The 20,692-nt window shown below is 64.0% G+C and carries 17 protein-coding genes; 8 read left to right on the forward strand and 9 right to left on the reverse strand.

Annotated features, from left to right (window positions below):
* The first annotated feature begins 9 nt into the window (after nt 1-9).
* A complete protein-coding gene (locus tag ACODSZ_RS18305; RefSeq protein WP_249776961.1) occupies nt 10-1,488 on the forward strand; it encodes an efflux transporter outer membrane subunit in 1,479 nt (492 codons plus the stop codon).
* A 12-nt stretch (nt 1,489-1,500) separates the two neighbouring features.
* Here ACODSZ_RS18305 and ACODSZ_RS18310 read toward each other — a convergent pair whose 3' ends face one another.
* From ACODSZ_RS18310 to ACODSZ_RS18325, 4 genes are all read right to left on the reverse strand, one after another.
* Entirely contained in the window at nt 1,501-2,562 is a 1,062-nt protein-coding gene (locus ACODSZ_RS18310) for an NAD(P)H-dependent flavin oxidoreductase (protein ID WP_488928218.1), read from the reverse strand.
* Between the two features lie 57 nt (nt 2,563-2,619).
* Nucleotides 2,620-3,591, reverse strand: a complete 972-nt coding sequence (locus ACODSZ_RS18315; RefSeq protein ID WP_488928219.1) for a thymidylate synthase — start codon at nt 3,589-3,591, stop codon at nt 2,620-2,622.
* A gap of 162 nt (nt 3,592-3,753) precedes the next feature.
* Nucleotides 3,754-4,686 (reverse strand): 3,5-dioxohexanoate:acetyl-CoA acetone transferase, encoded by a 933-nt coding sequence (gene kce / locus ACODSZ_RS18320; protein ID WP_175343302.1) that lies wholly within the window; start codon nt 4,684-4,686, stop codon nt 3,754-3,756.
* Between the two features lie 41 nt (nt 4,687-4,727).
* A complete protein-coding gene (locus tag ACODSZ_RS18325) occupies nt 4,728-5,513 on the reverse strand; it encodes an SDR family oxidoreductase (RefSeq protein ID WP_488928220.1) in 786 nt (261 codons plus the stop codon).
* Nucleotides 5,514-5,889: 376 nt separating this feature from the next.
* Between ACODSZ_RS18325 and ACODSZ_RS18330 the strand changes: the two genes are divergently transcribed.
* Nucleotides 5,890-6,531: a DedA family protein gene (locus tag ACODSZ_RS18330; RefSeq protein ID WP_175343304.1), complete on the forward strand. Its 642-nt coding sequence runs from the start codon at nt 5,890-5,892 to the stop codon at nt 6,529-6,531.
* Nucleotides 6,532-6,598: 67 nt separating this feature from the next.
* Here ACODSZ_RS18330 and ACODSZ_RS18335 read toward each other — a convergent pair whose 3' ends face one another.
* Both ACODSZ_RS18335 and ACODSZ_RS18340 read right to left on the reverse strand, forming a co-directional pair.
* Nucleotides 6,599-7,738 (reverse strand): NADH:flavin oxidoreductase/NADH oxidase, encoded by a 1,140-nt coding sequence (locus ACODSZ_RS18335; protein ID WP_488928221.1) that lies wholly within the window; start codon nt 7,736-7,738, stop codon nt 6,599-6,601.
* A 96-nt stretch (nt 7,739-7,834) separates the two neighbouring features.
* On the reverse strand, nt 7,835-9,676 hold the full coding sequence (locus ACODSZ_RS18340) for an ABC transporter transmembrane domain-containing protein (protein ID WP_175343306.1): 1,842 nt from the start codon (nt 9,674-9,676) through the stop codon (nt 7,835-7,837).
* Nucleotides 9,677-9,990: 314 nt separating this feature from the next.
* Between ACODSZ_RS18340 and egtD the strand changes: the two genes are divergently transcribed.
* Both egtD and egtB read left to right on the forward strand, forming a co-directional pair.
* On the forward strand, nt 9,991-10,965 hold the full coding sequence (gene egtD / locus ACODSZ_RS18345) for an L-histidine N(alpha)-methyltransferase (RefSeq protein WP_488928222.1): 975 nt from the start codon (nt 9,991-9,993) through the stop codon (nt 10,963-10,965).
* Nucleotides 10,966-11,010: 45 nt separating this feature from the next.
* On the forward strand, nt 11,011-12,363 hold the full coding sequence (gene egtB, locus ACODSZ_RS18350) for an ergothioneine biosynthesis protein EgtB (RefSeq protein WP_488928223.1): 1,353 nt from the start codon (nt 11,011-11,013) through the stop codon (nt 12,361-12,363).
* 72 nt (nt 12,364-12,435) lie between these two features.
* On the opposite strand, the gene ACODSZ_RS18355 is transcribed toward egtB, so the two are convergent.
* The 3 genes from ACODSZ_RS18355 to ACODSZ_RS18365 all read right to left on the reverse strand — a co-directional run bounded on the left by ACODSZ_RS18355 (nt 12,436) and on the right by ACODSZ_RS18365 (nt 16,443).
* The gene (locus ACODSZ_RS18355; RefSeq protein ID WP_488928224.1) at nt 12,436-14,166 is read right to left on the reverse strand and encodes a methyl-accepting chemotaxis protein; all 1,731 of its coding nucleotides are present in this window, start codon (nt 14,164-14,166) and stop codon (nt 12,436-12,438) included.
* A gap of 317 nt (nt 14,167-14,483) precedes the next feature.
* Entirely contained in the window at nt 14,484-16,187 is a 1,704-nt protein-coding gene (gene leuA / locus ACODSZ_RS18360; RefSeq protein WP_008331142.1) for a 2-isopropylmalate synthase, read from the reverse strand.
* A gap of 124 nt (nt 16,188-16,311) precedes the next feature.
* Complete coding sequence (locus ACODSZ_RS18365; protein ID WP_008331140.1) at nt 16,312-16,443, reverse strand: hypothetical protein; 132 nt, start codon at nt 16,441-16,443, stop codon at nt 16,312-16,314.
* Nucleotides 16,444-16,978: 535 nt separating this feature from the next.
* Between ACODSZ_RS18365 and ACODSZ_RS18370 the strand changes: the two genes are divergently transcribed.
* The 4 genes from ACODSZ_RS18370 to ACODSZ_RS18385 are packed head-to-tail and all read left to right on the forward strand — an operon-like array spanning nt 16,979 to nt 20,638.
* On the forward strand, nt 16,979-17,620 hold the full coding sequence (locus tag ACODSZ_RS18370; protein WP_488928225.1) for a paraquat-inducible protein A: 642 nt from the start codon (nt 16,979-16,981) through the stop codon (nt 17,618-17,620).
* Entirely contained in the window at nt 17,617-18,378 is a 762-nt protein-coding gene (locus ACODSZ_RS18375; protein WP_008331136.1) for a paraquat-inducible protein A, read from the forward strand. The genes ACODSZ_RS18370 and ACODSZ_RS18375 overlap by 4 nt, the downstream gene beginning before the upstream one ends.
* Complete coding sequence (locus ACODSZ_RS18380; RefSeq protein ID WP_008331135.1) at nt 18,375-20,003, forward strand: PqiB family protein; 1,629 nt, start codon at nt 18,375-18,377, stop codon at nt 20,001-20,003. The genes ACODSZ_RS18375 and ACODSZ_RS18380 overlap by 4 nt, the downstream gene beginning before the upstream one ends.
* Nucleotides 20,000-20,638: a PqiC family protein gene (locus ACODSZ_RS18385; RefSeq protein ID WP_488928226.1), complete on the forward strand. Its 639-nt coding sequence runs from the start codon at nt 20,000-20,002 to the stop codon at nt 20,636-20,638. The genes ACODSZ_RS18380 and ACODSZ_RS18385 overlap by 4 nt, the downstream gene beginning before the upstream one ends.
* Nucleotides 20,639-20,692: the final 54 nt, after the last annotated feature.

Raw genomic sequence — 20,692 nt, forward strand, 5'->3', positions numbered from 1 at the left:
TTCAAGGCCATGACATTGCGTAGTTCACTGCTGCTGACTTCTTTCCCGTTGCCCCGCTTGACGCGGGTGGCGATGGCCGTCGCGCTGGTCCTGGCCATCGGTGGCTGCGTCACGCGGGACGTGCAGCCCGATCCCATCCTGGAAATGCAGGTGCCCGACCAGTGGGGCGGCGGCGCCTCCGCCGACGTCGCCCACGCCGAGCAGCTGTGGCCCGATAGCGACTGGTGGAAGCAGTTTGGCAGCAGCGAATTGTCCGCGCTGGTGCAGGAAGGCCAGCGCAACAATTATGAAATCGCCGCCGCCTTCTCGCGCGTCAAGCAGGCCGAGGCACAGGCCCGCATCGCCGGGGCGCCACTGTTGCCCAACGTGGCACTGAACGCGGGTGCCAGCCGCGAGATGCCCATTTCCGGCGGCACACCGACCAACACCGCCAATGCCAGCCTGCAGGTCAGCTACGAAATCGATTTCTGGGGCAAGAACCGTGCGGGCGTCGAAGCCGCTGAAGCCACCTTGCGTGCCAATCGTTACGATCGCGAGACGGTGGCCCTGACCGTCACCAGCGGCATCGTCTCCACCTATCTGCAGGTGCTGTCATTGCGCGACCGGCTTGAGATCGCGCGCCAGAACGTCAACAATGCCGAGCGCGTGTTACGCCTGGTGGAGGCGCAAAGCCGCGCCGGCTCAGCTTCGCCATTGGACCTGGCGCGCCAGCGTTCGGCCCTGGCCAACCAGCGCCAGTTGATTCCCGACCTGCAGCAGCAGGAACAGGATGCGCAGACCGCGCTGGCCATCCTCTTGGGCCGTCCGCCGCAGAATTTCAAGGTCGAGGAAAAGGGTCTGGCGCGCATCCAGATGCCGCGCATCTCGGCCGGCCTGCCTTCCGAACTGCTGACCCGCCGCCCCGACATCCGCCGCGCCGAGGCCAATCTGGCGGCCGCCAATGCCAATGTGGCGGTAGCACGGGCCGCGCTCTTCCCCAGTATTTCGCTCACCGGCTCCACCGGCGCGCAGAGCAATGCCTTGCTGTCGCTCTTCAATGGTCCCAATCTGTTTGCCAATCTCGGTACCAGCCTGATCGCGCCGATCTTCGATGGCGGCAACCTGCGCAACCAGCAGGCGCTGGCCGAAGCGCAGAAGGAAGAGCTGGTGCAGGTCTACCGGCAGCGCGTCATTACCTCGTTGTCGGAAGTGGAAAAGGCGCTGGGCGCCATTCGCAGCCTGGAAGAGCGCTATCGCCTGAAAATCAATGAAGTGGACCAGGCGCGCTTCGCCTTCGAACTGGCCGAGATCCGCTACCGCGCCGGTGCGGAAGACCTGCTGGTGGTACTCGATACCCAGCGCACCCTGTCCGAAGCCCAGAACCAGCTCGGCCAGATCAAGCTGCAGCGCCTGCAGGCCACGGTCTCGCTCTACAAGGCGCTGGGCGGCGGCTGGCAGGACAAGCAGGTTCCGGACGACACCGTCACCCGCACCGACACCGTTTCCTGAACACGGGCAGGCTCAGGCCTGCGCCCGCCACTCCTGCACCAGCAGGTGCACCAGTTCCCCCACCGTATAACCATCCCGGATCAGCGCGGCGCCCTGTCCGGCCCAGTGGGCACCGAACTCGTGCACGTCCCTGGCGCTGGCCAGGGCATGCAGTTGCTTGGCGGCGTCGTAGGCGGCGGGGTAGGCAGGGAGGCGGTTTGCAGTCGATATGTCGATTTCTTCCATGAAACGGTTGACGATGCCCCGTGCGCGGCGGCCCGAGATCGCTGCCGTCACGCGGGTGTGGTGGGCACGTGAACTTTTCAGCAAATTCCTGTAGGCGGCATTGGCCCCCGATTCGCGGGTGAGCAGGAAGGCCGTCCCCAACTGCACTGCCTGTGCCCCCAGTTGCAGGGCCGCGGCGATGCCGGCGCCGTCCATGATGCCGCCAGCGGCGATCACCGGCAGTCGGCAGTGCGTGGACAGCAGGCGGACCAGGGCGAAGGTGCCGATTTCTTCATCCTTGTGTTCATCGAAGATGCCGCGATGGCCGCCGGCCTCGATACCTTGCGCGACGATGGCATCGACGCCCGCAGCTTCGATCAGGCGCGCCTCCTCCAGGCTGGTGGCGGTGGCCATGAGGAAGACGCCTGCATTCTTGAGCGCCTGGATCACGCCCGCCTGCGGCAGACCGAAGTGGAAGCTCACCACTGCCGGGGGCAGTTCCAGCACCAGCTGCTGCATCTCGGTATCGACGACGAAGCTGCGGTAGATCTCCTTGAGCGGCAGCTTGATACTGCCGCCGAATTCGTCCAGATGCCCTTGCAGATGCGCGATCCAGGCCGCATCGCGCGCCCCGTCCAGCACCGCTGGCTGATGGCAGAAAAAATTGACGTTGAAGGGTTTGTCGGTCAGGGCATGCAGTTGCGCCAGGGCTTCGCGCGCCTGCGCCACCGAAGAGGCGCCCAGCGCCAGCGAGCCCAGTGCGCCCGCATTGGACGCCGCAGCGGCCATGGTGACGGTGGAGGTGCCCGCCATGGGCGCCTGGATGATGGGATGGGCCAGGCCCAGTCGTTGCAGCAGCGCAGTGAACATGCGAACTCCCGAAGCGCAGGCCGGCGCCGATGCGATGCCGTGGCCTGCCGAAGTGGATCAGACCGCCATGGGCGCGGTCAGCGGGGCGTGGTGCTGGTAGTTGACCAGCGAGAAGTCGCTTGGCTCGACCCGTTCCAGCCATTGCGGGGCGTACTCGCGGGTCCTGGCGAATTCCGGCACGCGCTCGGCGATGGCCAGTTGCGGCAGCGGGTAGGGCTCGCGCGTCAACTGCTCCTTGACCATGTCGATATGGTTTTCGTAGATGTGCGCATCGCCCACGAAGTAGCTGAACCAGCGCGGCCGGTAGCCGGTCAGGCGTGCCACCAGGTGCAGCAGCGCCGCCCCCTCGGCCAGGTTGAAGGGCGTGCCCAGGCCGATGTCATTGCTGCGCACGTACAGGCAGAGCGAGATTTCACCGGTGCTCTGGTTGGGCAGGAACTGGTACAGCAGATGGCAGGCGGGCAGGGCGATTTCGTCGAGCACCGCGCAGTTCCAGCCGTGGAAAAGGATGCGGCGGCTGCCGGGATTCTTGACGATGGTGTCCAGGCATTCGCGCAGCTGGTCCACGGCTTTGTAGAGCAGGACTTTTTCCACGCCCTTGTCCTGCAGCGAGGAGACGATGGCAAAGCCCTTGGCGCGGGCCGCGTCGATCTGCGCGGTGTGCGCGGCGTCGATCAGCTTGTAGGCCGGCCATTCTCGCCATTGCACGCCATACACCGGACCCAGATCATCGGTGCCGGTACGGAAGGGATTGGCCAGCCAGTCGGCGTTTTCGTTGGCGTTCTGGTCCCAGACCTTGCAGCCGAGAGCACGAAAATCGGCCGCGCTGCGGGTGGCGCGCAGGAAGCCGCACAGTTCGCCCACCACCGACTTGAAGGCCAGGCGTTTGGTGGTCACCGCCGGAAAACCCTTCTGCAGGTCGAAGCGCATCATGGCGCCGGGAATGCTCAAGGTGCGGATGCCGGTGCGGTTGTCTTGCCAGGAGCCGTTCTCTAGCACGTCCTGGATGAGGTCTTGGTATTGTTTCATTGCAATGCTCGGGAGGCTGGCCGGGTGGCCAAAAGATGAAGGATTGTAGCGTATCGACCGCCCGAACACCCGATGCCGGACCGGCTTGTCATTGCAGCAAGATGAAGAAAAACACCGGAGACGCTGTTCCGTCCCGGTGTTCCCCGCAAGCCCGGGCCTGTTTCAGAATCCGACGTTCTGCCCGCCCTTGAGTTGCAGCATGTCACGCGCTTCGTCCGGCGTGGCCACCTGCAAGGACAGCGCCTCGATCACGGTACGGATACGACGCACTTGATCGGCATTGCTTTTGGCCAGTTGGCCGGGGCCGTCCCACAGAGAATCTTCCAGCCCCACGCGGGTGTGTCCGCCCATGGCGGCGGCCATGGTGGCAATCGGGATCTGGCCGCGTCCGGCCCCCAGCACCGACCAGAAATAGGCATCGCCGAAGAGACGGTCGGCGGTGCGCTTCATGTGCATGACATCTTCCACATCGTTGCCGATACCGCCGCGCAGGCCGAATACCGACTGGATCAGGAAGGGCGGCTTGATCAGGCCGCGGTCGATGAAGTGCGCGGCCGTGTAGAGGTGGCCGATGTCATAGCACTCGATCTCGAAGCGGGTCTGGTTGGCGCTGCAGGATTCAAGGATGTAGGCGATGTCCTTGAAGGTATTGCGGAAGATGCGGTCGTCCGAGCCGGCCAGGTAGGGTTGTTCCCAGTCGTACTTGAAGTCCTTGAAGCGGTTCAGCATTTCATACAGGCCGAAGTTCATCGAGCCCATGTTCAGGGAAGCCACTTCCGGTTTCAGTTGCAGCGCCGGTTGCAGCCGTTCTTCCACCCCCATGGTCGGCGCGCCGCCGGTGGTGAGGTTGATGACCACGTTGGAGGCGGCCTTGATCTGCGGCAGAAATTTGCGGAAGGCGTCCGGATCCTGGGTCGGCTTGCCATTGTGCGGGTCGCGCGCATGCAGGTGCACGATGGCCGCGCCCGCCTCGGCGGCAGCCAGGGCTTCATCGCGGATCTGCTCGGGCGTGACCGGCAGGTAGGGCGACATCGAAGGCGTATGGATGGCGCCGGTGACGGCGCAGGTGATGATGACTTTGCGAGGCTGGGCCATGGGACTTGCTCCTGGAGAGGACAAAGAAAAGGGGAAGGGCGCTAGGCCAGCGTTTCGACGTTGCCGCACACCGACAGGCTCTGGCCGCTGATGGCAGCACCGGCGGGCGAGCAGAGGAAAAGGATCTGGTTGGCGATGTCCTGAGCGCTGACCATGCGCCGCAGCGAGACCTTGGAAAGCAAGCGTGAGCGCATTTCTTCATGTTCGATGCCATAGGCCGCCGCCTTGGCGGCCACGATGCGCTCCTGTCGCGGCCCTTCGACGATGCCCGGCAAGACGGCATTGACACGGATGTTGGACGGGCCCAGTTCGATGGCCCAGGTCTCGGTCAGGCCGATGACGCCATACTTGGATGCCGAATAGGGCGTGCGCAAGGCAAAGCCCAGCCGACCGGCCACCGAGGAAATATTGACGATGGCGCCGCCGCCGTTTTTCTTCAGCATGGGCACGGCGCGCCGGGTGCAGAGGAAGGGGCCGGTCAGGTTGATGGCGATGGTCTGGTCCCATTGCGCCGCATCGATGTCTTCCACCGGCAGCGTGGGACCGGCAATGCCGGCATTGTTGACCAGGACGTCCAGTCTTCCGTCCCAGCGCGCGGCCAGGTCGGCGAACATGGCATCGACCTGCGCCGCACTGGCCACGTCGGTACGGCTGAAACTCACCGCCGCGCCTGCCAGTCGGGCACGTGCATCGGCCAGGAAAGCCTCATCGATATCGCAGACGTGCACTTGCGCGCCTGCTTTGATGAACGTTTCAGTAATTGCGAGGCCGATGCCCTGGGCACCGGCGGTGACGATGACGTGATGGTCCTGCAGGTTCAGATCCATGGTTTGGTCTCCTGGGGGGGGGATCCGGCCCCGATGCCAGCGTGGGCTGGTCTTGTCGTAGTGGGGAAAGGCCGGTGCGAACGACTGTAGTGGAGCCGCGCAGGAGCGTCAACGGCAGCATTCTGACTCGGGACTTCCCTTGAAACCGCCCGATCCGGCCGCCACAGCCCACGGGTAGCGGGCTCTGGCACAGCGGCCTGGGCCATGGCTGGGGTGGAGCATGAACAGATTGCGCGACAGGGAAAAACTTTCATCAATGCGCGAGGGGAGGAGGGGCGGGAAGGGTGGCTGCGGCACTGCATCAAATTTCGCGGAGAGGGGCGGGGCTGTTGGTACAATGCCCACTTTCTGCCACTTCCCCTCTCTCTACAGGCTTATGGATATCCTTCTGTTCCTGGTCGATTTCATCCTCCACATCGACCGTCACCTGGCCGAACTGGCCGTTTCCTATGGTCCCTGGTTATTCCTGATCCTGTTCCTGATCATCTTTTGCGAAACCGGTCTGGTGGTCACGCCCATTCTGCCCGGCGACTCGTTGCTTTTCGTGACCGGCGCCCTGGCCGCTACCGGCGCCTATGACATTCACCTGATGCTGCTGACCCTGATCGTGGCCGCCATCCTGGGCGACAGCACCAACTACCAGATCGGCAAGATGCTGGGTATCAAGGTGTTCGACAAGCCCAACTCGCGCATCTTCAAGAAGGAATACCTGGACAAGACCCATGCCTTCTTCGAGAAGCACGGCGGCAAGGCCATCATCATCGCCCGCTTCGCCCCCATCGTGCGCACCTTTGCACCCTTCGTGGCGGGCGTGGGCGCGATGACTTACAAGCGCTTCTTCCTCTACAACGTCATCGGTGGCATCGCCTGGGTGGCCAGCTTCGGCTATGCCGGCTACTTCTTCGGCAACCTGCCCATCGTCAAGAAGAACCTGAGCCTGTTGATCGTGGCCATCGTGATCCTGTCGATCCTGCCGGGGATCATCGAGTACTTGCGCCACAAGCGTCGTCCGGGCTGATCGCCTCACGACGCGAAGCCAGCAAAAAACTGCCGTTCAGCCTGAAGGCTGAACGGCAGTTTTTCTTTCAGGCGCTGCTTGTGAGGCCCAGGTCCTGTTTGCCGCCGTATTGCACATCCGGCCGCAACGGTGTCTTGCTGGACGCCGCCCGCACGTATTGCGGCGGCCAGGCCACGTCTTCGCGCAATTGCTGAGCGGCATGCAGCGGCCAGTAGGGATCGCGCAGCAGTTCGCGCGCCAGCAGCACCAGGTCGGCCTGGCCGGTCCGCAGCACGTGCTCGGCCTGGAAGGCGTCGGTAATCATGCCGACCGTGCCGGTGGCGATGCCGGTCTGGTTTTTCACGCGCGCCGCAAAGCCGGTCTGGTAACCGGGGCCGACCGGAATGGCCGCCGAGGGCAGGTTGCCGCCCGTGGACACATCCACCAGGTCCACCCCCATTTCCCGCAGGCGGGCCGAGAGGGCCACCGTATCGTCGGCGCCCCAGCCGCCCTCGGTCCAGTCGGTGGCCGACAGGCGCACCAGCAGGGGCAGTTCGGCGGGCCAGACGGCGCGGGTCGCCTGCACCGTTTCCAGCAGGAAGCGGATGCGGTTCTCGAAGCTGCCGCCGTACTGGTCGGTGCGGTGATTGCTCAGGGGCGAGAGGAACTGATGACCCAGGTAGCCGTGCGCGCCATGCAGTTCGACTACCTTGAAACCGGCGGCCAGGGCGCGACCGGCGGCCTCGGCGAAGGCTTGCACCAGTGCGGCAATTTCCGCCGTACTCATGGCATGCGGTTCGGTATAGGTGGTATCGAAGGCCAGGGCCGAGGGCGCCTGCGGCAGCCAGCCTCCCTTGGCCACCGGCACACTGGCCGCCGGGCCATCCCAGGGACGCAGGGCACTGGCCTTGCGGCCCGCATGCGCCAGCTGGATACCGGGCACGGCACCCTGCTGCTCGATGAAGCGGGTGAGACGGCGCAGGGGCGCGACGTGCTCATCCTTCCAGATACCGAGATCGGCGCTGGTGATGCGGCCTTCCGGAACCACCGCCGTGGCCTCCATGATGACCAGGCCGGCCCCGCCCACGGCACGGCTGCCCAGGTGCACCAGGTGCCAGTCGTTGACGAAGCCGTCCTCGGCCGAATACTGGCACATCGGGGAGACGGCGATGCGGTTGGGCAAGGTGACCCCGCGCAGGGTCAGCGGCGAAAACAATAGACTGCTCATGCAAGAACTCCTGTCATGTCATGGCATCGGGAAGATGCCGAGATGCGCAGTCTAGGGGATTTCTTCAAATTGCGTCGGCGGCCCCCGCCGTATGCCTTATTGCGTCTCGAACTGCAATGCCGCCAGGCTGGCATAGAGGCCATCGCGGGCCACCAGTTCGGCATGGGTGCCGGTCTCGACGATGCGACCGTGTTCCAGCACGATGATGCGGTCGGCGCGCTGCACGGTGGCCAGGCGGTGCGCGATGACCAGCGTGGTGCGGCCGACCATGGCCGCTTCCAGGGCGCTTTGCACCAGGCGCTCGGATTCGGCATCCAGGGCGCTGGTGGCTTCGTCCAGCAACAGCAGCGGTGGGTTCTTCAGCAGCGCGCGGGCGATGGCGATGCGCTGGCGCTGGCCACCGGAAAGGCGCACGCCGCGCTCGCCCAGGAAGCACTGATAGCCCTCCGGCAGGCGTTCGATGAATTCATGCGCAGCGGCCATGCGGGCGGCCGCGATCACTTCTGCATCGCTGGCATCGGGGCGACCGAAGCGGATGTTTTCCATGGCATTGGCCGAGAAGATCACGGTGTCCTGCGGCACGATGCCAATCGCCTTGCGCAGGTCATGGAGGGTCAGGTAGCGGATGTCCACGCCCTCCAGTCGGATACTGCCGTGCTGCGGATCGTAGAAACGCAGCAGCAACTGAAACAGCGTGGTCTTGCCGGCCCCCGAGGGACCGACCACGGCCACCGTCTCTCCCGCACGCACATCCAGCGAGAAGCCGGACAGTGATGCGCTGCCGGGGCGCGAGGGATAGTGGAAGTCCAGGTCTTCGATCTTCAGGGCTGCGCCGTTGGCGGTGCGTGGCGGCAGTTGTTCCGGCAGCAGTACGGACTGTACCGGCGACTGCGCCGCCAGCAGGTCGAGCAGGCGTTCGGTGGCGCCGGCGGCGCGCTGGGTGTCGCCCATCACTTCCGAGAGGGCGCCCAGCGAACCGGCCACCAGGGATGCGTACAGAATGAACTGGCCCAGCTCGCCGCCGGTCATGCGGCCCTGCATGACCGCATGCGCGCCCAGCCACAGCACGAAGACGATGGCACCGAAGACCAGCAGGATGGCTACGACGGTGAGCAGCGAGCGGGCGCGGATGCGGTCCATCGCTGTCTGGAAGGCACGCTCGACGGAATCGCCGAAGCGGCGCGCCTCGATCTCTTCATGCGTGAAGGCTTGCACGGTCGGCATGGCGTTGAGGATTTCACCGGCCATGGCGGCGGCATCGGCCACGCGGTCTTGCGAGGCGCGCGAGAGCTTGCGCACGCGGCGCCCGTAGAAGACGATGGGCAGCACCACGGCCGCCAGCATGACGATGATGATGGAGGTCAGCCTGGCGCTGGTGATGAAGAGCATGCTCATGCCGCCCAGGAACAGCAGGGCATTGCGCAGGGCCATCGAAATGCTGGTGCCGACCAGGGCCTGGATGAGCGTGGTATCGGTGGTCAGGCGCGAGAGGACTTCGCCGCTCTTGGTGGTTTCGAAGAATTCGGGACTCTGCGTCACTACGTGGGCATAGACCGCGCTGCGCAGGTCGGCGGTGACCCGCTCGCCCAGCCAGGACACCATGTAGAACCGTGCCGCCGTGGCCACCCCCAGCACGCAGGCCACGCCGAACAGGGCCAGGAAATACAGGTTGATGTGGCTGGCGCTCTTGCTGCCGGCCGCGCCAAAACCGAGGTCGATCATCTGCTTGAAGGCATAGGGTACGGCCAGTGTGGCTGCGGCCGCCACCAGCAGCGCCAGGCCGGCCAGCAGGAACTGCTTCTGGTAGGGCGCGAGAAAGGGGAGCAGTCCGCGCAGTGCGGCCAGCGCGGATTTGCGGGCGGTGGGAGAATCCGAGGCTGGCGTGGCGTCGGTGGCAGGGGAGTTGATGCGGGAAGGAGTCGTGGAGGACATGGACATGGATGAGCTGTTGAGGCTGCCGGGCCAATCGTTGCGTGCATGTTGCCGCACGACCAGAGTCGCCGGTCAACGCCGGGAAAAACTGCTGGCTGCGTTGAACCAACCGGGCTTGCCTTAATCGGAAGAGGCATAAGTATAGACAGTCCGTGCAGACATCGCGCAGCTTGTCTCACAACGCGATGTTGTTCGTCAGCCATTGCTTGCCTGCCTTGCCCTGCTAGAGTATGCGGATTCGAGCGCGATCAGCTCGACCGGCGCAGCGCAGCAGCAGGCATCCGCATCATCCCAACCCCATGACAGGCAAGGAGATTCGCTTGGCCCAACCCGCACTGATCCCCTCCCGCCGGGAGGTCGCGCCAGCAGAGCGTACATCACATGATGAACTGCTGGCCGGGCTCACCGCCGCCGAGGCGGCCATCTCACCCAAATATTTCTATGATGCGCTGGGCAGCAAGCTCTTCGAAGCCATCTGTGCTCTGCCCGAGTATTACCCCACCCGTACCGAAGCCGCCATCTTCGCCGCCCATCAGCAGGCCATGGCGCAGGCCATCGGCAAGGGCTGTACCTTGATCGATCTGGGCGCCGGCAATTGCGCCAAGGCCGCCGCGCTGTTCGAGGCCTTGCAGCCGCAACAATATGTGCCGGTGGATATCTCCACCGATTTCCTGCACCAGTCGGTGGCCGGTTTGCAGGAGCGCTTCCCGCAACTGCCCATGTTGCCGCTGGCGATGGATTTCTCCGCCACGCTGGCACTGCCGGAAACGGTGCGACAGCAACGCCGCCTGTTCTTCTATCCCGGTTCCTCGCTGGGCAACTTCGATCCACGCCAGGCGCTGGACTTCCTGCGCCGGGTGCGTGCGGCCTTGCCGCCCGGTGCCAGCGATGGCGGCATTCTCATCGGGCTGGATCTGGTCAAGGATGCGCGCGTGCTGGAAGCGGCCTATGACGATGCCATCGGTGTGACAGCGGCATTCAACCTGAACCTGCTCAACCATGTGAACGACTTGATCGGGGCTGACTTCAGCCCCCGCGACTGGCGCCACGTGGCCTTCTACAACGGCCGCCAGCAGCGCATCGAAATGCACCTCGAAGCGCGGCGCGACCTGATCGTGCGCTGGCCGGGCGGACGCCGCACCTTCCATCAGGGCGAGCGCATCCATACTGAATACAGCCACAAGTTCACCGAGCAGGACATCCTGGGCCTGCTGGAAGAAGCCGGATTCGGCAATTGCCGCCTGTGGTTTGACCAGCGGCGCTGGTTCGCGGTCTGCCATGCGCAGGCGCGCTAGGCGGCGCTGGCCCATATTGATTCAATGATTCTTGCAGGAGACCGGATGCCTTCCGTCATTACCCAGGACACCACCACGCAAGGCGAAGACGACCAGGCCGTCGTCACTGCCGCCACCGCTGCCACCATCGATGCCGTCATCGACGCTGCCGTCCAGCACCTCCATCAACGCCCGCGCGAGCGCCTGGGCGACCGTTACCGGCGCCTGCGCCGGCAGTCCCTGCTCATCGCCGAACCGCTCTCGGCCGAGGATTGCTGCGTGCAGGCCATGCCGGATGCCAGCCCCGTCAAGTGGCACCTGGCCCACACCACCTGGTTCTTCGAAACCTTCCTGCTGGAGCGTTTCCAGAGCGGCTTTACGCCCTTCCATCCGCAGTTCCGCGTGCTCTTCAATTCCTACTACGACGGCGTGGGCGAGAAGTTTCCGCGTCCGCAGCGCGGGTTGCTCACGCGGCCCGCGCTGGAGGAGGTGCTGGCCTATCGCGAGCAGGTCGATGCACGCATGCTGCTGCTCATCGATGCCCTGGAGTCGGAACCCGGCGAAGCGGGCAGCGCGCATCCGCAACTGTCGGGTTTCCTTGCGCTGCTGGAATTGGGCATGCAGCACGAGCAGCAGCATCAGGAGCTGATGCTCACCGACATCAAGTTCCTGCTGTCGATGAACCCGCTGCAACCGGCCTATCAACCCCTGCCGATGAACCTGCAGCTGGACGACCCGGCCGAGCTGGCGCTGCGCTGGCATCGCATCGAGGCCGGTATCGTCGAGATCGGTCATGCCGGTGGCGGCTTTTGCTTCGACAACGAGACGCCGCGCCATCGCCAGTTCGTCGAGCCCTACCAGTGCGCTTCGCGGCTGGTGAACAATGCCGAATACCTGGCCTTCGTTGAGGCGGGCGGTTATGAAGATGCCGCACTGTGGTTGTCCGAGGGATGGGAATGGAAGCGGCAGGCTGGCCTGTCGCATCCCCTGTACTGGCGCCGCGGCGCCGACGGCCAGTGGCGCGAATTCACCGAGTATGGCGTACAGCCCTTGCAGCCGCATCGGGCTGCCGTGCATCTCTCGTATTACGAGGCCGATGCCTATGCCCGCTGGGCTCAGGCCCGTCTGTTGACCGAGGCCGAGTGGGAACATGCCGCCGCGCGGCTGCATGGGCGCGGACGTGAATTTTTTGGCGTGGCCTGGCAGTGGACCAGCAGCAGCTATGGGCCTTACCCCGGCTTCACCGCCGCACCGGGTGCGGTAGGTGAATACAATGGCAAATTCATGGTCAACCAGTACGTGCTGCGTGGGTCATCTTCGGCCACGCCGCTGAACCACGCACGGTTGACCTATCGCAATTTCTTCCCGGCCAGCGCACGCTGGCAGGTCAGCGGCATACGCCTGGCCCGCCAGGGCTGATGGCCTTGCTTGCGTCTTCAAGCTGCCACCAGGGCCGCAGCCGGCCCTGGTGGCGGTACCGACTTTGACCTCTCAGAAGGTTTCCCACTCTTCCGATTTGTCTTCCTTGCTGGTGGCCGGAAGCGCGCGTGGTGCCGGCGCGGCAGCCGCGGCGCGGACTGCGGGCGGCTTGCCGGGCAGGGCCGTCGTCGATGCCGGTGTCGCCGTGCGCAACGGTGCGGCGCGCACCACCGGAGCCGGTGCGGGTGCCGTGCCCAGGTCATCGAGACGGAACACGCTCACCAGTTCCAGCAGTCGCTGCGCCTGATCCTGCAAGGCCTGCGCGGCGGCGGCGGCTTCCTCCACCAGCGCGGCATTCTGCTGGGTAGTGTTGTCCATCTGCATGATGGCCTGGTTGACCTGCTCGATGCCATCGCTCTGCTCGCGCGTGGCGGCCGAGATTTCCCCGACGATGTGGCTGACCTGCTCGATGCTGTGGACCACCTCATCCATGGTGCTGCCGGCCTGTGCCACCAGTTCAGTGCCGGCCGTGACCTGGCCGACGGAATCATTGATGAGTTCCTTGATTTCCTTGGCGGCGGTGGCCGAACGCTGGGCCAGGCCGCGCACTTCCGACGCCACCACCGCGAAGCCACGGCCCTGTTCCCCTGCGCGTGCTGCCTCCACGGCCGCATTCAGCGCCAGGATGTTGGTCTGGAAGGCGATGCCGTCGATGACCGAGATGATGTCCACGATCTTGCGCGAGGAATCATTGATGGCGCCCATGGTCTGCACCACCTGCTTGACGGTCTGGCCGCCCTGGTTGGCCACTTGCGTGGCGTTGCCGGCCAACTCGCTGGACTTGCGGGTGTGGTCGGCATTCTGTTTGACGCTGGAGGTCAGCTGTTCCAGCGAGGAGGCGGTTTCTTCCAGGGCGCTGGCCTGCTCCTCGGTGCGCGAGGACAGGTCCAGGTTGCCGCTGGCGATCTGGGTCGAGGCGGTGACCATGGAGTCGGTACCGCGCCGCACCTCCTGCACGATGGCCTTGAGCTTCTGGTTCATGGCCGCCAGCGCCTGCAGCAGTCGGCCGGTTTCATCGTTGGAGTGGGCGGCGATGACGGCGGTCAGATCCCCCGCCGCCACGGTCTCGGCCACTTCCACGGCACGGCTGAGCGGACGGGTGATGCTGCGCGAGATGGTCCAGGCGATGAAGGCGGCGAACAGCGCCGAGAGGAGGCCGGAGACCAGCATGATGGTGCGGGTGGAGCTGTAGATGGCTTCGGCATCGGCAACCGACTGATCCATCAGTTTCTGCTGCATGTCCGAGAGCGCATCGAGATGGCCGAAATAGAGTTTCTGCAGCGGCATCATCTGCTCCAGCATGAGCTTGATGGCGGCATCCTTCTCGCCACTGTTGTAGAGGCGGTCGATCTCCTTGCGCAGGGCGGCGTAGCTCTTGCGCGTTTCCGTAACCTTTTCGAACTTGGCGCGGGCCTCCGCATTGACGATCAGGCTGCCCAGTTCATCGTAGAGCTTGGTGTTTTCCGCTGACAGGCGCTCGATGGTTTGTTGTTCGTTGGCAATCTGCGCCGGATCGCTCATGAGCAACTGGTTGCGCAGCGAGATGGCCAGATCGTCGACTCTGCCGGAAATGTTGTTGATGATGTCGATCTTCTTGTAGCGGTCATTGACCACCAGGTCCAGCGCCTGGTTGATGTTGCTCAAGCGGGCCAGGCCCAGCGTGACGATGGCGGCGATCACCAGGATCAGTACCGAGAACGCGAGTGTGAGTCGTATGGAAATGCTGAGATTGTTGAAGCGCATGATTTTCCCCCCGAAAAATGTGGATGCGGCTTGCTGATGAGAGATGTCACACGTGGCATGTGACTTTTGACTGGTATGACGACCAGCAAGCAATAATAAGCCAGTTACGTACATTGAGAACGTTTGGCACACGTAAATTCTGCGAACTTGTCCGGCGTCAGGGAAAACGAGGATCAGCGCAGATTGCCGCGCATCAACGTGGCGGCCGTGCAACGACGTCAGACGGCAAGAGGGCGGGGGAGGGGGATGCAACAACGCCGCCCGGTAGGGCGGCGTCGCGTTCAGAAAGCGGCCGGGATCGCCGGCCGGATTCCGTTTCAGGCAGCCTTGGCCTGTGCGGAGCCAGCCTGGTTGGCGCTCTCGCTGATGGCGATCTGGCGGTTCACGGCAGACAGCACGGCCTTGAAGGAGGCAGTCACGATGTTGGCGTCGATGCCCACACCGAATCCGGTCGGGGCTTCGTTCAGGCGCAGCTCGATATAGCTGGCAGCCTTGGCGTCGGCGCCGGCACCGATGGCGTGTTCATGGAAGTCCATCAACTTGATGTCCAGGCCCAGCGCATGCACGAAGGCATCGATGGGACCATTGCCGCTGCCGCGCACGGTCACCGGCTGGCCATTGCGTACGATGTCGACTTCGATGTTGATGGATTCGGCCTTGGAGCTGTCTTCGGACATGCGGTGCGCACGGTAGACATAGGGCTCTACGCGCTCCAGGTATTCACGCTGGAAGATGGCGTGGATATCGGAGGCGGCGATTTCCTTGCCGGTGGCATCGGCCTCGCGCTGGATGGCGCGCGAGAACTCGATCTGCAAGCGGCGCGGCAGGGCCAGGCCATATTCCTGTTCCAGCAGGTAGGCCATGCCGCCCTTGCCGGACTGGCTGTTGACGCGGATGACGGCATCGTAGCTGCGGCCCAGGTCGGCCGGGTCGATCGGCAGATAGGGTACTTCCCAGATGGCGTCGGGCTGCTGCTTGGCGAAGCCCTTCTTGATCGCGTCCTGATGCGAGCCGGAGAAGGCCGTGAAGACCAGATCGCCGACATACGGGTGGCGCGGGTGAACGGGGATCTGGTTGCATTCTTCCACCACCTGGCGCACCACGTCGATATCGGAGAAGTCCAGGCCCGGGTTCACGCCCTGGGTGTACAGGTTCAATGCCAGCGTGACCAGGTCGACGTTGCCGGTGCGCTCGCCGTTGCCGAACAGGCAGCCCTCGACGCGGTCGGCGCCGGCCATCACGGCCAGCTCGGCCGAGGCCACGGCGGTGCCGCGATCATTGTGCGGGTGCACCGAGATGATGGCGCTGTCGCGGTGCTTCAGGTTGCGGCACATCCATTCGATCTGGTCGGCGTAGACGTTGGGGGTGGCGCACTCGACGGTGGAGGGCAGGTTCAGGATGATCTTGCGCTGTGGGGTGGCACCCCAGGTTTCGCAGACGGCATCGCAGATGTCCTTGGAGAAATCCAGCTCGGTGGTGCTGAAGGATTCCGGCGAGTATTCGAAGCGCCATTCGGTGCCCGGGCGCGCATCGGTCAGTTCCTTGACCAGGCGGGTGCCGGTGACGGCGATGTTCTTGATCTCCTCGCGCGACATGTTGAAGACGATCTTGCGGAAGGCCGGGGCCACCGAGTTGTACAGGTGGACGATGGCCTTCTTGGCGCCTTCCAGCGATTCGACGGTGCGGCGGATCAGTTCTTCGCGCGACTGGGTCAGCACGATGATGGTGACGTCATCGGGGATGCGGTTCTCGACGATGAGCTTGCGCACGAAATCGAAATCGGTCTGCGAGGCGGAGGGGAAGCCGACTTCGATTTCCTTCAGGCCGGTCTTCAACAGCAGTTCGAAAAAGCGCAGCTTGCGCTCGGCGTTCATCGGTTCGATCAGGGCCTGGTTGCCATCGCGCAGGTCGGTGCTCATCCAGATCGGCGGAGTGTCGATGACCTTGCCGGGCCAGGTGCGGTCGGGCAGGTCGATGGCAGGGAAGGGACGGTATTTGGCGGCGGGGTTGCTTAACATCATGATGGACCTCTTGGTTTCCGGATGGCGTGGAATGCTTCAGTGCTTGGATACGTGAATGCTTCAGTGCGTCAGATGTGGCCGATCGGGTTGCCTGGCTGCCACGAGCGCGTGGCCAGGCAACCCTTCATAGAGCCAGAGGCGGCATCTCCCGCAGCGGGGCGCCTGCCTGGGGCAGTTGCGCGCGCTGGTTGCAGATTGTGCGGATCATCGAATACATATGCTTGGCCTGGTGGGCGGCGACGTCGGCTTTCATCATGGAACGCGCGTCACTGCCTGGTTGTACTGCCGGACCTGCTGGATTTTGTGGGTTTGCCGGATCGCGTAAAGTCAGCGGATACGACAGGAAAACGGATTTTAGCGCGAGGCTAGTAGTAGCGACACCGATAGCAACGCTAGCAGGCTGCTGGCGCTGTTGTGGCGGATGGAGGTGGTTGCTGCGGAGTTCATCCGAGCAATGTAGAAGATTGGGCATCCGCTTGTCAAGGGCTATCTTTTTTACAGACGGTTGACACACGTAAAAGAAAGGTACATTCCAATAAATTCGTTGCTAGAATCGTCTTGTTAATAACCGGCTGGTCATTTATCTGCATTGCTGCAATATCAATTCCTTGTGAGGATGGAACGCCGCCGGGTGAAAATGCTCCAAACCGAGCGCTGCAGTAGTCCTTTTGCCAACCAGGGTTGACTTGTTGCGCCGGCACCGCTCTCTGCGTCGCCTGCCACGAAGAACAAACAACAGAATGCCGACGCCTCCGCCACCCCGGAAGGATAGTCAATAACCGCCAACATCCATGCAGAAACGTACCGACCTCATCGTTTGCGAAGAATGCGACGCCGTCTACCAGCGCATGACGCTGGGCGAGCGCGAGGTCGCCCGCTGCCTGCGTTGTGGCGCCGAACTGGAGCGTGATACCGGTCGCCGCCTGCAGCACCTGCTGCCGCTGACCATTGCTGCGCTGATCCTGTTCGTGATCGCCAATGCCTTTCCCATCGTGACCATCGAGCTGCAGGGGCTCTCCAGCCAGACCACGCTGATCGGCGCGGTGGTGGCGTTGACCCGTGACGGCATGTCGGAGGTGGCCCTGCTGGTGCTGGCCACGACCTTGCTGTTCCCGCTGATCCAGCTGGGGGTGTTGCTCTACCTGTTGCTGCCGGGGGGACGCCAGTCACGTCCGCCCGGCTTCGTGCTGCTGCTGCGGCTCATGCAGGTGGCACGGCCCTGGGGCATGATCGAGGTATTCATGCTGGGCGTGCTGGTGGCGCTGATCAAGCTGTCCAACATGGCCGAGGTCATCCCCGGTCCGGCCTTGTGGTCCTTCGGTGGACTGACGGTGCTGCTGACGGTCGTGGTGTCTTTCAATCCACGCTACCTCTGGCACGTGTGGGAGCAGCAGCAAGCCGGGCAATACGGTGACAAGAAGGCCGGTGCATGAGCTTCTTCACCCGCCAGGTGACATCGCATGCGCCCGACCTCACTCAAGAGCCGGATGAAGACCTGCCCGTGCAGGATGCCGCTGCGCTGGGCGTGATCGGCTGCCATCACTGCGGCACCGTGTGGGAAGGGGCCCAGCCCCATCAAGCTTGCGGCGTGTGCCATGCGCGGCTGCACGTACGCAAGATCGATAGCCTCACCCGTACCTGGGCGCTCCTGATTGCGGCCTGCATCATGTACATCCCGGCCAACATGATGCCGGTGATGGTGACCCGTACCCTGTTCGATGAACAGCGCGACACCATTCTCTCCGGCGTCATCTATTTCTGGACATCCGGTGAATGGGGCCTGGCGCTGGTGGTATTCGTGGCCAGCTTTCTGGTGCCGCTGTTCAAGCTGGTGGCGCTGGGCATCCTGGTTTTCTCGGCCCGTCGCCGCAGTCGCTGGCGCCGGCTGCAGCGCGCCAGGCTGTATCGCGTGGTCGAGGCCATCGGACGCTGGTCCATGCTGGATGTTTTCGTGGTCTCGGTCCTGACCGGGCTGGTCAAGATCCACGGCTTTGCCAATATCCACGCCGGTATCGGCATCGCGGCTTTCGGCGCAGTGGTGGTGCTGACCATGCTGGCCTCGCTGGCCTTTGACCCGCGCCTCATCTGGGACGAGCGCGAGACCGATCAAGCCTTCCCTGCACCTGGCCAGCCGCTCCCCGATACTGCTTCTCCCCATGACAACGTCAACAAGCCACAGGAAACCGCATGACTCCACCCGATCATTCCGATGACAAGCCGGCGCTGCTGCAACCGCGCCGCGCGCGCCAGCGCAACTGGCTGCCCTCGCTGGTGTGGCTCATTCCCATCGTTGCGGCCATCGTCGGCCTGACGCTGGTGGCCAAGATCCTGGTCGAGCGCGGCCCCATGGTCACGGTCAGCTTCCGTTCCGCAGAAGGGTTGGAGGCCGGCAAGACCAGGGTGAAGTACAAGGATGTCGAGATCGGCCAGGTGCAGAGCCTGAAGCTGGCCGCCGATCGTTCGCACGTGCTGGTGGGCATCCAGCTCAACCAGGACGCTTCCGGTTTCAATGCCGAGGACACGCGTTTCTGGGTGGTGCGTCCGCGCATTGCCGCCTCGGGCATCTCGGGCCTGGGCACCTTGCTTTCGGGGGCCTACATCGGCGCCGATGCCGGTGTCTCGGAAGAGACCAAGAAAGACTTCGTCGGCCTGGAGCAGCCCCCCATCGTCACGCGCGATGCCTCGGGACGGCAGTTCGTGCTGCATACCGATGACCTGGGCTCGCTGGATATCGGCTCGCCCATCTTCTATCGGCGCATCAAGGTTGGTCAGGTAGTTGCCTATGACCTCGACAGCGATGGTCGGGGGGTGACCCTGCGCATCTTCGTCAATGCGCCCTACGACAAGTTTGTCACCCAGGCTTCGCGCTTCTGGCATGCCAGCGGCTTCGACATGGAACTCAACGCCAGCGGCTTCAAGCTGCACACCCAGGCGCTCTCCACGGTGGTGCTGGGTGGCATCGCCTTCCGCGAGCGCGATGAACAGCACGTGAGCCCACCGGCCAAGGAGGGCACCGAGTATGCGCTGGTGGAAGATGAAAGCACTGCCATGAAGGAGCCGGATGGCGCGCCGCAAACGGCCCTGCTGTATTTCGACCAGTCCCTGCGTGGCCTGCAGCCGGGTGCGGCGGTGGACTTCCGTGGCGTGGTGCTGGGCGAGGTCAAGAGCATCGGCGTGGAGTACGACAAGGCGCGCGGTGAATTCCGCATGCCGGTGCTGGTGCAGATCTATCCGGATCGTTTGGGCCGCCGCTTCCACGAAGAGACCGGCGAGCAGCGCCGTTCCAACGCGCAGTTGTTGCGCATGCTGGTCAAGCGCGGCATGCGTGCGCAGCTGCGCAATGGCAACTTGCTGACCGGCCAGCTGTATGTGGCGATCGATTTCTTCCCCAAGGCCAAGCCGGCGCAGATTGATCCGGACAAGGTGCCGCTGGAGCTGCCGACCATCCCGGGCAGCCTGGACGAACTGCAGAAGCAGCTCTCCGACATTGCGGGCAAGCTCTCCAAGGTACCGTTCGACGAGATCGGTCGCGATCTGCAGACTACTCTGAAGACCTTGAACAAGACCTTGACCACGGCCGAGCAGACGGCCGCACACATCAACAACGACATCGCGCCGGAGATGCAGGCGACCATGAAGGATGCCCGCAAGACCTTGAATGCCGCCGAGCGCACGCTCTCCGATGATGCACCGCTGCAGTCGGACATCCGCCAGACCATGCAGGAACTGTCCAAGGCTGCGGCCTCGATCCGTATCCTCACCGATTACCTGCAACAGCATCCGGAAGCGCTGATCCGGGGCAAACAGGAGCCATGATGCAAGACAAGACTTCGTTCTCCCTCAAGACCCTGGTGGCGACCGTACTGGCCGCTTCCCTGCTGGCCGCCTGCGGCAGTTCACCGCCGACGCGCTTCTACACGCTGGCGGCCCCGGCCGATGGCGGCGCGTCCGTACGTACGGCCAGCCAGGGGCCGCAGACCTTCATCGAAGTCATGCCGGTGTCCGTGCCCGACCGCCTGGCGCGTCCGCAACTGGTGGTACGCAGCGATGGCACGCAGGTGGAAGTGCTGGAGCAGGATCGCTGGGCCTCACCGTTCAACAATGAATTGCGCGATGCACTGGCCGCTGGTGTGGCGTGGCGACTGGGCGCCATCGACGTCTCGCGCGGTGGTCGTCCGGCAGACCAGCCGAGCTACCGCATCCATGTGGAACTGCGCGATTTCGATGCAGCGCGCAACGGCCATGTCCAGGCCAGCTTCGGTTGGACCATCACACGCTCGGATGACCGTCGCAGCGCGGCGTGCCGCCTGACGGTGGTGGAACGGGTGGCAGGCGCTGCCAATGCCGATGTCGTCGCTGCCACGCAGAGGGCAGTCGGGAAGGCGGTGCAGGCCATTGCCGATGATGTTCGCGCTTTGCAGGCGGGGCAGGGAGGACAGTGCTCAGCTTGAGCTGGCGCATTTTGTCGCACCAAAGAAAAAGCCGCTTCCAAGGAAGCGGCTTTT

It is taken from the genome of Herbaspirillum sp. FG34 (assembly GCF_057809315.1).